Origin of the sequence: Citricoccus muralis (assembly GCF_029637705.1) — a bacterium.
GTDB lineage: Bacteria > Actinomycetota > Actinomycetes > Actinomycetales > Micrococcaceae > CmP2.
On the sequence record NZ_CP121252.1, the window covers coordinates 1,479,526 to 1,491,399 of the forward strand.

Here is an 11,874-nt window from a genome sequence, read left to right on the forward strand (position 1 = left end):
AGGTCACGCGCTGACAACAATGTCCTGTATTCGGCATGTTTATGCCGAAGCATCGTCCTCCTGCAGTCTACCGACTGTCAGCGCGATTTGTAGGACATAGGCATCACGAGGCGCGAGCGGATCCCAGCCGGTGAGCTCCGCAACCCGACGCAACCGATAGCGGACCGTGTTGGCGTGGATGAACATCTCCCGGGCCGTGCCTTCCAGCGAATGGCCCAGATCGCAATAGGTGTCGACGGTCTCCAAGAGCGAGTTTCCGGCATCGAGCAGCGGCTGGTACACGCCGGTGCACAGCGCCTGCACGGCGGTGGGATCTCCGCGCAGCGCACGTTCGGGCAGCAAATCCGAGGCAGGCACGGGCCGTGGCGTGCGCGGCCAGGCGGGGGCGGCAGCAAGGCCAGCCAGGGTTTCCTTGGCGGAGGAGTGGGCATCGACCAGGTCAGGAACCACGGAGCCATAGACTACGGGACCGGGCGCGAAGCAGCGGATGAAACGTTCGGCGGTCTCGGCTGCATCGGTCACGGAACCGACGACGAGCACGAGCCGTTCGGAGTGCACACCGATGAGCACTTGGTAGCGGCCGCGGGTGGCCACGCGCCGGATGGACGCGAGCAGGGTGGGCTGGTCCTCATCTGGGGTGGGACCGGCGATGACGAGGTGTCCCCAGGTATTCTTCCATCCGACGGCGGCGGCTCGGGAACGAATCTCGTCGGGGTCCTCACCGCGTAGGACGGTGTCCAGCAACAGGGCTTCCAACCGAGAGTCCCACGCGCCGCGGGTTTCTGCGGCACGGGCGTAAACTTCGGCCAGCGCGAAGGCGATCTCGCGGGAGTAGAACAGGACTGCCTCGCGCACGGTGCCGCGATCGCGTTCATGGACCAGCGCGGGGGCTTGGGTTTCCACGACGTCGAGCACGGTGCGCATCAACTGCAGGGCTCGGTGCAGTGAGACGTAACGAGACAGCTCGGAAGGTGCCTCACCGAAGACCCGGGAGAGCACCATGTTCATGTTGATGGGCGTGGGGTTCGCCAGCCATTCCACGAAGGATTGCAATCCCTGTTGTGCGATGTCGCTGAGTGCGGACCGCTGATCGGCGGGCAGGGAACGGTACCAGGGCAGCGTGCCATCGAGTCGCTGCATGGTGGCGGTCTTCAGCGAGCCCAAATTCGCCGTTAGTCTGCTCAGCGCCTCCGGTGACAGAGGGCGCGGGGCGGCTGGCGAACGTGACTCGGGCATGTGTTGAGCATAAAGCAGAGGCCGGGGTGCGCACTGCGCACCCCGGCCCTGTGTCGCTGAAGGATCAGGCGTCTCCGCCAGCGGTTCCGGAGGTTCCCGCGTTGACGTCGTCGATGCGGTACTGCTGGAACGCCTTGGCGGCGGTTCCGGCCTCGATGGTGCCTTCATCCTCGAGCAGCTGCAGCGCACGAACCACCACGGAGTGGGAGTCGATGCCGAAGTACCGGCGTGCTGCAGCGCGCGTGTCGGAGAAGCCGAACTCGTCGGCACCCAGGGTGGCGAACCGGTTGGGCACGTAGGGACGAATCTGGTCGGGGAGGAGCGTGGCGTAGTCGGTGGTGGCCACGATCGGGCCCTCGGCGTCGGCCAACTGGCGGGTCACGAACGGAACCCGCTTCTCACGGTCCGGGTGCATGAAGGCCTCGCGCTCAGCGGCTACGGCTTCACGGCGGAGCTCGTTCCAGCTCGTGGCCGACCAGACGTCAGCGGAGACGTTCCAGTCCTCGGCGAGGATCTCGGCGGCCTCGATGACCCACGGAAGAGAGACGCCGGACCCCATGAGCTGGACCTTGGGGCCTTCCTGATCGGAGGCGGAGTACCGGTACAGGCCGTTGAGAAGTCCGTCGACGTCGAGGTTCTCCGGCTCATCTGGGTGGATGATGGGCTCGTTGTAAACGGTGAGGTAGTAGAGCACGTCCTTGCCGGAGGTTCCGTCCTCCTGCTTGCCGTACATCTCCTGCAGACCGTGGCGCATGATGTGAGCGATCTCGTAAGAGAAAGCGGGATCGTAGTGCTTCACGGCGGGGTTGGTGCCGGCCAACACGGGCGAGTGGCCGTCCATGTGCTGGGTGCCTTCGCCGGCCAGGGTGGTGCGACCGGCGGTGGCACCGATGACGAAGCCACGGGCCAGCTGGTCGGCGGCGGCCCAGAAGCCGTCACCGGTGCGCTGGAAGCCGAACATCGAGTAGAAGATGTAGACCGGGATCATCATCTCGCCGTGCGTAGCGTAGGACGAGCCGACCGCGGTCAGCGCTGCGGTGGCTCCGGCCTCGTTGATGCCCACGTGGTAGAGCTGACCCTGCGGCGACTCCTTGTAGGAGAGGAACAGGTCGCGGTCCACGGCCAGGTAGTTCTGCCCCTTCGGGTTGTAGATCTTCGCCGTCGGGAAGAACGAGTCCATGCCGAAGGTGCGGGCCTCATCCGGGATGATGGGCACGATGCGCTTGCCGATGTTCTTGTCCCGCATCAGGTCCTTGAGCAACCGGACGAAGGCCATGGTCGTAGCGGCCTGCTGCTTGCCCGAACCCTTGCGCGCCTGCTTGTAGGCGTTCTCGTCCGGCAACGGGAGGTGATCGAAAGTCTCCCGGCGCTCGGGGAGGAATCCGCCGAGCTCGCCGCGGCGCTCCATCATGTACTTGATCTCCGGGGCGTCGGGGCCCGGGTGGTAGTACGGTACGTTGTACGGATCCGCTTCGATCTGCTCATCGGTGATCGGAATACGGTGACGATCGCGGAACACCTTAATGTCCTCGATCGACAGCTTCTTCATCTGGTGGGTAGCGTTCTTACCTTCGAAGGACTTGCCGAGACCGTAACCCTTAACGGTCTGCGCCAGAATCACGGTGGGCTTGCCCTTGTATTCGGTGGCTGCCTTATAAGCGGCGTAGACCTTCTTGTAGTCGTGACCGCCGCGCTTCAGGCCCCAGATATCGTCGTCCGACATGTCGGAGACCATTTCCTTGGTGACGGAGGAACGACCGAAGAAGTGCTCGCGGACGAAGCCACCGGACTCTGCCTTGTAGGTCTGGTAGTCGCCGTCGAGGGTCTCGTTCATGATGCGCACGAGCTCGCCCTCGTTGTCCTGGTCCAGCAGCGCGTCCCATTCGCGGCCCCACAGCACCTTGATGACGTTCCAGCCGGCGCCACGGAAGTAGGCCTCCAGCTCCTGGATGATCTTGCCGTTACCGCGCACCGGGCCGTCGAGTCGCTGCAGGTTGCAGTTGATCACGAAGGTCAGGTTGTCGAGCTTGTCATTGGCGGCGATGTGCAAGGCGCCACGCGATTCGGGCTCATCCATTTCGCCGTCGCCAAGGAACGCCCACACGTGCTGGTCGGAGGTGTCCTTGATGCCGCGGTTGTGCAGGTAGCGGTTGAACTGCGCCTGGTGGATGGCGTTGAGCGGGCCCAGACCCATGGAGACGGTGGGGAACTGCCAGAAGTCCGTCATCATACGGGGGTGCGGGTAGGAGGGCAGGCCGTTGTCGCCCTTCGACTTCTCCTGGCGGAATCCGTCGAGCTCGTCTTCGGAGAGGCGACCTTCGAGGAAGGCACGGGCGTAGTTGCCGGGTGAAGAGTGGCCCTGGAAGAAAATCTGGTCGCCGCCCCCGGGGTGATCCTGGCCGCGGAAGAAGTGGTTGAGGCCCACTTCGTAGAGGGTGGCCTGACCGGCGTAGGAGGAGATGTGGCCGCCGACGCCGACACCGTCACGCTGGGCGCGCTGGACCATCATGGCAGCGTTCCACCGCAGGTAGTTGCGGTAGCGGCGCTCGAGTTCCTCGTCACCGGGGTACTCGGTTTCCTGATCGGCGGGAATGGTATTCACATAGTCAGTGGTGGTGACCATCGGGACGGCTACAGACTTCGTGCCGGCCCGCTGGAGCAGTTGGCGCATGATGTATTCGGCACGCTCGGTGCCGCGGGCGTCGATGAGTCCATCGAAGGACTCGATCCACTCACCAGTCTCCTGAGGATCCTTGTCGGGAAGCTGGTTCGTCAGACCACTCAGAATCTGGGAGCTCTCTTCGGCAGCGCTCACGGTGACCTCTCTATCGGCGGTTGATGTCCGCATCGGATCGGGGTGTCACGGCGGCGCGGGGGATTTTCCTGGCACGCCACCACACACCACAATGGGGTGTTTCCATCTCGAGACTACCGCGTCGGCGCCGGTGGAAAACATATGACGTTAATGTCACGGAAAGCAGTGGACTAAATCGGTGAAGTGCACCACAAGGCGCACCAGTGCCATTATGGTAGAGACACACCGGTATCGCAGTGCGTCCTGGGGCCAGTTTTCAGGGCGCTTCAAGATCTAGAAGGAGCGTTGTGAACCAGACAGAGTCCGCCCAGTCCGCCCAGGAATCTCCCGATGAGGGTGTGGCGGCGAAGCTGGGACTGTCCAGCGGAGACCTCGTGCAGGAACTCGGCTACGATTCCGACGTCGACTACGATTTCCGCGACGCACTGGAAGATGCTCTGGGCGAAGAGCTGCTTACCGAAGAGGACCAAGAGCCGGTGGACGCCGTCATCCTGTGGTGGCGTTCCGACGACGGTGATGTCACTGAGTTGACGGATGCCTTGGTGGATTCCCAGCGTTCGCTTGACGGCGGCCCCGTGTGGTTGCTCACCCCGCGCAATTCTCAGCCCGGGCACGTCAACCAAGCAGACATCACCGAGGCCGCCGGTACTGCAGGTTTCAATCCCACCACCACGGCCGGGGTAAGCCAGGACTGGCAGGCCACACGCCTGGAAACCCGCACCAAGCGGTGACCGAGGTCCCCGCACCCACCGAACCGCGGTTGCGTGACCAATTCGGTCAACCGTGGGCCTGGCCGCCGGTGGTAGCGCCGGAAGGTGCGGCGGCCGAAGCTGAGGCAGGATCTCTGAACGGGGTCTGGCTGGTCTTTCTCCCCGGGGCGTTCACCCCAGTGTGCACCGTCGAGTTGCGGTGGATCGATCAGCTGGCGCAACTGTGCTTTCCCGAGCGCATCGGCGTGCGGGTGATCGCCCCGGACGCCGCCCCCGTGTTGCGGGCCGTCGCCGACGAGCACCAGATCACCACCCCGTTGCTCTCGGATTTCTGGCCGCACGGCGCAGCGGCACAGCGACTGGGCTGTTTCGATTCCGAGACCGGTCGGCCTTGCCGTACCAGCGTGTTGATCACCACAGATGGCGTCGAAATGGCCCGTGTGGTGGGAGAACCCTCTCGCCCGCGTACGGTTGAACAACACGTCGACGCGATGGTGTCAGCAAAACGTCCCGACGTCGGGTAAGATAGCTGGGGTCGCCACGGCGACATGGGTCTTTAGCTCAGCTGGTAGAGCAACTCGTTTACACCGAGTAGGTCATCGGTTCGATCCCGGTAGGACCCACCACGAACACCGCGGGGTACCGTGCCAGTCTCTAGGCACGGTACCCCGCGGTTTTCTATTTGTTTCGGAAGGTTCAGGCCTGCTCGAGCAGGAACCCTGAGAAGTAGGCGTCGAGCGTTGCGTAGTCATCCAGGGGCAGCACCTGGGCGACGTATTGGTCCGGACGCACCACGACGACGGCACCGGCATCACGGTCGATGCCGCGCAGTGAATAGATGTCTTCGGTGGCGGACAGTCCCGGAATCGAGCCGAGCAAGAACCCGTTGGTGACCTCGGCCGAGAACACCTTCTCGTGGTCCACCACCTGGAAAGGACCCTTGCGCGGACGCAACAGCTCGGGGAACGAGGTCGGATCGACCTCGAGGTGCTTCTGCTGAACGATGGCGCGGACATCGAAGACGGCGTCGCGTTCGGCGTCGGCTGGAGTGAATTGGTTCAGTGCGGATACAGGGTCGGTGTCAAAACGCTCGCACCAGTTGCGGGCGGCCGAATCGGGGGCGAGCCCATTCCGGTCGGCGAAAAGATAGATTCGGAAACGACCGTCGGCGTCGTGGGTGTGGCCTAGCTGCAGCGGACGGGCATCCTCAACCCGGATCACCGGGGCGGAATGGAAACGCTTGCCGACCGGGTACCCGGGCGCCAGGTGCTGGTGCTCCGAGGACCCGGTGAGCAGCGACGGTTGATACTCGGTGGCGAAGCCGGCGGTGAAGGTGCCGCCCTCCACGAACTGGCGCTGGACATCGGAGGCTGAGACGGCGTCGTCGGAGGTAGTGTCGGCGGAACGAGAACCGACCATCTTTGACCAGCGCGTGTCGTAGTCGATGAGTTCGGCGGCGGTGACCTGGCGTTCCTGTGAATAGGTGTGGAGCAGGGACCCGGGTGCCCGTCCCTGCAGTACTGCGGCGAGCTTCCAACCCAAATTGAAGGTGTCCTGCATGGAGACGTTCATCCCTTGACCGGCTTTGGCTGAGTGCGTGTGGCAGGCGTCGCCGGCGATGAAGATCCGCGGAGCATCGTCGCTCCGTCCGTCGACGTCGTCGAAACCATCCGCCAGACGCTGGCCGACTTCATAGACACTCCACCAGGCCACGTGTGCCACTGACACCGTGAAGGGGGTCATGATGCGGTTGGCCACAGCGATGACGTCGTCGACCTGCGTCCGAGTACGGAACTCGGAATCGGCGGGGTCAACGGTGCCCAGATCAACGTAGAAGCGGACCAGGTGACCACCCTCGCGGGGAATGATGATGATTGATCCCTGTTCGGAGCGGATCACCGACTTCTTGCGGATATCCGGGAAATCGGTGTCCACCAGCACGTCCAACACACCCCAGGCGTGATTTTGTGCGTCCCCCTGAAGCGCGCGGCCAATGGACTCGCGGACCGCGGAGCGGGCGCCATCGCAGCCGACCACGTAGCGGGCGCGAAGGGTGCGCGTGGTGCCGGTGGGCCGGTTGTCCTCGTCGGTTTCCGCGAGCGTGACTTCGACGGGATAGTCCTGGTCCCGATCGGTGGTCTGTGAGAGGTAGTGGTATCCGTAGTCCACTTGCAGGCGGGAGGGGGAGCGGGCCGCGTGGTCGAAAAGCAGCTCCTGCATGCGTGCCTGGTTGACGATGACATGCGGGAACTCGCTGAGCCCATCGGCGACATCTTGAATCGTGTCTGTGCGTTCTATTTCGGTGCCGTTCTGCGCGCTCGGAGCCCAGAATGTGGTCTCGTTGACCCAGTAGGCCTCATCGAGCAGTCGTGAGGCGAGTCCGAATGCGTTGAACATCTCCACGGTACGGCAAGCCACGCCGTCGGCGTGCCCGCGCTGCAAGGCAGACTGGCGTCGTTCGACCACGCGCGTGATGATTTCAGGGAAATGGGAGAGCTGCGCGGCCAGGACAGCTCCGGCCGGTCCGGTCCCAACGATGAGCACATCAACCTGATCGGGCAGTGGACCTTGCTGATCGGTGTGGCCCGGGGCAGGAGCGGCAATGGCAGGATCGCCGTAGGTGTATCCGTCGAGATGGTACTGCATCAATAACCTTCTGTATGCGTTCTAACTAAGGTTCAGTGTACGCCGTGATAGTGACTCACGCCACTGATCGGTTGGTGCGAGTCGTTTTAATTCCTCCATTGTCACGCCAGGTGTCGGTCATATGGGGTTCATTGGTATACGTTGTTCTTTCAGGTGCAACTGCGTCCAGTGGGGGTGAGAATCTCGTCACGTCCGGCGCGAAGTGAAGGCAAATGCAAGGAAAGTGTAAGGAAAGAGTGGGGAAGGCGGAGCCGATGGATCTGAGTCGTGCGGTAGGGCACCTGTTGCGCCGGGCGCAGCAGCGTCACGCGGAACTCTGGGCTGAGATCGTGGACCCGGACCTGACCTCCTCACAGTTCGCAGTGCTGGAGGCTGTGGTCCACTGGGCAGACGACTGGGGTATTAGGGATCAGGGCAGCGTGGCCGGCCGTGCCGGACTAGACGTCTCGACCGGCGCCGAAATGATGCGCCGACTTGAGGCGCAGGGCTGGTTGCAACGGGTGCCGCATCCGCTGGATTCCCGGCGACGGGTGATTGAGCCCCGCCCGCCTGCTGCGGTCGTCGTGCGGGTCGTTCAGCCTGCCGTGCGTCAGGTGCAGGAACGCTTGTGTTCACCACTCGCGTCGGCGGATCTGGATTGGGCGATGCCCCGCTGGTTCGCGCTCGGTGACACTCAAGATGCGGCCGAGGCGCCGGGGCGGCCTGGGCAAGTATTACGCCTAGCCCAGCAACGGCATTCACGGCTGTGGGGTCAGCTCGTCTCGACTGACACCACCTCGGTGCAGTTCGCCGTCTTGACTAGTCTGGAAACAGGGGAGCCGACCAAGCAGTCAGATTTGGCAGTACGTGCCGGGGTGGATCGCTCGACCGCGTCGTCGGTGATTCAACGCCTGGCGCGTCGCGGCCTGGTGGAACGCCAGGAAGGCCGCGATAAGCGGCAAAGGATGATCGGGCTGAGCGATGAGGGGCGCGCACTGCTCGGGGAGCTGACTCCCGCGGTGGAGGTGCTGCAGCGTGAGCTGCTCACGCCTCTGAATGAAGAGGATCACCACCGGGTGATCGCGCTGTTGGCGCGGCTCGTCACGGAGGGTGACGGTTAGATAGCGCGGGGATCGTTCACCAGCTGTCTCCCCGTTGTCCACCGAAGCGTTGACGCATGCTGTCCCCGCTGTCTATTTGTAGGAGACAATAGTGGGTGGTGTCATCGAGGCACCCGCTTGTCGTGAAGGAGACCCATGAAGCTGCTGAGTCCGGATTCCCCGCGCGAAAATCTTCGCGAGTTCATCGACAAGATGCGCGAAGGCGGATATACCATTGCCGATGGTCACACCCCGGACCCGGATCTGATCGATCCTCAGGGCAAAGCGGTCGAGACTTGGCAAGAGGATTACCCCTACGAGACGCGCCTGACACGGGAAGAGTACGAGCTGGAAAAGTACAAGCTCCAGATCGAGCTGCTCAAGCTGCAGTACTGGGGCGAGGACACCGGCCAACGGCTGATCCTAGTGTTCGAGGGCCGCGACGCTGCTGGTAAGGGCGGCACTATCAAGCGGTTCACTGAGCACCTCAACCCGCGCACCGCCCGCACCGTGGCACTCAATAAACCCAATGAACGCGAGCGCGGTGAATGGTATTACCAGCGCTACATTGATCATTTCCCCACAGAAGGCGAGATCGTGCTCTTCGACCGTTCCTGGTACAACCGTGCCGGCGTGGAGCGCGTGATGGGATTCTGCACCGACGATCAGTACCACTCATTCATGGAGCAGACCCCGCTCTTCGAGAAGATGTTGGTCGACGATGGTATCCACCTCACTAAATTCTGGTTTTCGGTCACCCAGACGGAGCAGCGCACCCGCTTCGCTATCCGTCAGCTGGATCCGGTGCGCCAGTGGAAGCTGTCTCCCATGGACCTCGAGTCCCTGGACCGCTGGGAAGACTACACGGACGCCAAAGAGGCGATGTTCTTGCACACGGACACGGACCACGCGCCCTGGATCACCATCAAGTCCAATGACAAGAAGCGTGCCCGGCTCAACGCGATGCGCTACTTCCTGAGCCAGTACGACTACGAGGGCAAGGACCACGACGTCGTGGGTACTCCGGATCCGTTGATTGTGCGGCGCGGTCGCGAGGCCGTCGGCGACTGATTCGCGTTGGTGTGAGGTGTGTCCTCGCACCGTGGGGCGGCGTGCCAAACCGGGCGCGGGTGCGTAATCTGGAGTGCAGCAGAACGATACCCAGAGAAGACGATCGTCTTCATCGAAGGAGTGAACATGAGCGGTGCTCAAGCAGACATCGGTGTGACCGGACTCGCCGTGATGGGCGCGAATCTCGCCCGGAACTTCGCACGCAACGGATACACCGTCGCTCTCCATAATCGCACCGCGCAGAAAACTCATGATCTTATGAGTGCCCACGGTGATGACGGCGAGTTCGTTGCCACCGAGTCGCTGAAGGAACTGGTCGATAGCCTCAAGGCCCCGCGCCGCGTGCTCATCATGGTCAAGGCCGGTGCCCCCGTGGACGCCGTCATTGATCAGCTGGTCGATCTCCTCGACGACGGGGACATCATTATCGACGCCGGTAACTCTCACTACGAGGACACGCGCCGTCGTGAGGCCGCCCTGGCTGAAAAGGGATTGCATTTCGTGGGCGTCGGCGTGTCTGGCGGCGAGGAGGGCGCCCTGAACGGTCCGGCCATCATGCCCGGCGGTTCGCGGGAATCCTATGTGGCACTCGGCCCGCTGCTGGAATCCATCTCCGCTGATTTTGAGGGTGAGCCCTGCTGCGCGTGGATCGGCCCCGACGGTGCTGGCCACTACGTCAAGATGGTGCACAACGGCATCGAATACGCCGACATGCAGGTCATCGGCGAGGCCTACGACCTGTTGCGCCAGGTCGGTGGTCTGGAGCCACGAGAACAGGCCGGGGTGTTCCGCGCCTGGAACGAGACTGAACTGGCCAGCTACCTGATCGAGATTACCGCCGAGGTGCTGGAACAGGTTGATGCCGCCACCGGTCAGCCGCTCGTGGATGTGATCGTTGACGAGGCGGGCCAGAAGGGCACAGGTCGTTGGACGGCTATTTCCGGGTTGGATGTGGGCTCACCCATCGGTGCGATTGCGGAATCGGTGTTCGCCCGTTCGCTGAGCTCGCAGCGCGCGGTCCGTGATGCGGCTTCCTCTGTGCTGGTGTCCGGCACCGAAAACGTCCAGATTGCTGACGTTGGGGCTTTCGTAGAAGACGTCCGACTGGCCCTGTATGCCTCGAAGCTGGTGTCCTACGCTCAGGGCCTGGACATGCTGCGTGCCGCGGCGTCTGAATACGGCTGGCCGTTGGACATTGGCACGATCGCTTCGGTGTGGCGTGATGGCTGCATCATTCGGGCGGACCTGCTGGATGACATTATGCGTGCCTTCGGTGGGCGTGACACCACCCGCCACCCGGAACCCGGCACCACGTCAGCCGATCAGCCCGCGAACCTGCTGTTCGCGCCGTTCTTCGCTGAGGCAATCGGTGCAGCCGTTCCTGCATGGCGACGTGTGGTGAGCGTAGCTTCGGCCGCGGGCGTGCCGATTCCGGTGTTCTCATCGGCTCTGAGCTACTACGACGGGCTGCGACAGGAGCGCCTGCCCGCTGCACTTACCCAGGGGCTACGTGACTACTTCGGCGCCCACACTTATCGCCGCGTTGACCGCGAAGGCACCTTCCACACGCTGTGGTCGGGGGACCGGACCGAAGTTGAGGCCTAAGCCTCAGACCGGGTCAAACCCGCGCAGATCTCCTTAGATCCACATCGCCGGGTCAACGTACTCGGCAGGGTCCACGGCAGGCTTCTTTTCCTCCTTGCCCCGCCGGGCCCGGAAGGTCGCCGGCACACCGGTGGCGATCGAGTCAGACGGGGTGTCCTTGACGACGACGGCGTTGGCGCCCACCGCGGTGCCAGCGCCGATGTCGACGGGGCCGAGGATCTTCGCCCCGGCACCCACCACTACGCCGTCGCGCAGGGTGGGGTGGCGCTTGACCTTCTCCAGGGACTGACCGCCCAGGGTGACTCCGTGGTAGATCATCACGTCGTCGCCGATCTCGGCGGTTTCACCGATGACCACGCCCATGCCATGGTCGATCACGAACCGGCGGCCAATCGTGGCGCCGGGGTGAATCTCAATGCCGGTCAAAGACCGGGAAATCTGGGAGAGCACCCGCGCCGGAGTGCGCAGTTTCTCGTTTTGCCAGAGGCGATGGGACACCCGGTGCATCCACACCGCGTGCAGACCGGAGTAGACGAGCGCTACTTCCATATTGCCGCGTGCGGCCGGATCGTGCCCGCGCACCGCTGAGATGTCTTCCTTCATGCGCGAGAAGATGCCCATGCTTGCCTTTCGCCTGCCTGCAGATGAGGTGATGTGAGCGCGTCCGTTGAGGTGGTACGCGAACGTGCCCGCTGTTGTGGTGCAACAGCGG

Annotated in this window: 9 protein-coding genes and 1 tRNA gene; 6 read left to right on the forward strand and 4 right to left on the reverse strand. The window is 63.3% G+C overall.

What is annotated here, in order from left to right; all coding sequences use genetic code 11:
- Positions 1-39: 39 nt before the first annotated feature.
- Together P8192_RS06770 and aceE are read right to left on the reverse strand one after the other, a co-directional pair.
- On the reverse strand, positions 40-1,236 hold the full coding sequence (locus P8192_RS06770; RefSeq protein ID WP_278159520.1) for a PucR family transcriptional regulator: 1,197 nt from the start codon (positions 1,234-1,236) through the stop codon (positions 40-42).
- Between the two features lie 64 nt (positions 1,237-1,300).
- On the reverse strand, positions 1,301-4,051 hold the full coding sequence (gene aceE, locus P8192_RS06775; protein ID WP_278159521.1) for a pyruvate dehydrogenase (acetyl-transferring), homodimeric type: 2,751 nt from the start codon (positions 4,049-4,051) through the stop codon (positions 1,301-1,303).
- A 287-nt stretch (positions 4,052-4,338) separates the two neighbouring features.
- Between aceE and P8192_RS06780 the strand changes: the two genes are divergently transcribed.
- The 3 genes from P8192_RS06780 (at position 4,339) to P8192_RS06790 (ending at position 5,387) form a co-directional block, all read left to right on the forward strand.
- Positions 4,339-4,782 (forward strand): DUF3052 domain-containing protein, encoded by a 444-nt coding sequence (locus tag P8192_RS06780; RefSeq protein WP_270105497.1) that lies wholly within the window; start codon positions 4,339-4,341, stop codon positions 4,780-4,782.
- The gene (locus P8192_RS06785; protein ID WP_278159524.1) at positions 4,779-5,285 is read left to right on the forward strand and encodes a redoxin domain-containing protein; all 507 of its coding nucleotides are present in this window, start codon (positions 4,779-4,781) and stop codon (positions 5,283-5,285) included. Before P8192_RS06780 ends, P8192_RS06785 begins: the two co-directional genes overlap by 4 nt.
- A gap of 26 nt (positions 5,286-5,311) precedes the next feature.
- Positions 5,312-5,387: transfer RNA gene (locus P8192_RS06790), tRNA-Val, on the forward strand.
- Positions 5,388-5,457: 70 nt separating this feature from the next.
- Here the strand turns inward: P8192_RS06790 and P8192_RS06795 are convergent.
- Positions 5,458-7,407 carry an FAD-dependent monooxygenase gene (locus P8192_RS06795; RefSeq protein ID WP_278159526.1) on the reverse strand — a complete coding sequence of 650 codons (1,950 nt, stop codon included), beginning with the start codon at positions 7,405-7,407 and terminating at the stop codon, positions 5,458-5,460.
- A gap of 254 nt (positions 7,408-7,661) precedes the next feature.
- Here P8192_RS06795 and P8192_RS06800 point away from each other — a divergent pair, with 254 nt between their 5' ends.
- From P8192_RS06800 to gndA, 3 genes are all read left to right on the forward strand, one after another.
- Positions 7,662-8,507, forward strand: a complete 846-nt coding sequence (locus P8192_RS06800) for a MarR family winged helix-turn-helix transcriptional regulator (RefSeq protein WP_278159528.1) — start codon at positions 7,662-7,664, stop codon at positions 8,505-8,507.
- Positions 8,508-8,642: 135 nt separating this feature from the next.
- Entirely contained in the window at positions 8,643-9,557 is a 915-nt protein-coding gene (ppk2, locus tag P8192_RS06805; RefSeq protein WP_270105427.1) for a polyphosphate kinase 2, read from the forward strand.
- 126 nt (positions 9,558-9,683) lie between these two features.
- Positions 9,684-11,162, forward strand: a complete 1,479-nt coding sequence (gene gndA / locus P8192_RS06810; protein ID WP_278159530.1) for an NADP-dependent phosphogluconate dehydrogenase — start codon at positions 9,684-9,686, stop codon at positions 11,160-11,162.
- A gap of 33 nt (positions 11,163-11,195) precedes the next feature.
- Here gndA and epsC read toward each other — a convergent pair whose 3' ends face one another.
- Positions 11,196-11,783 carry a serine O-acetyltransferase EpsC gene (gene epsC, locus P8192_RS06815; RefSeq protein ID WP_278159532.1) on the reverse strand — a complete coding sequence of 196 codons (588 nt, stop codon included), beginning with the start codon at positions 11,781-11,783 and terminating at the stop codon, positions 11,196-11,198.
- Positions 11,784-11,874 lie beyond the last annotated feature (91 nt).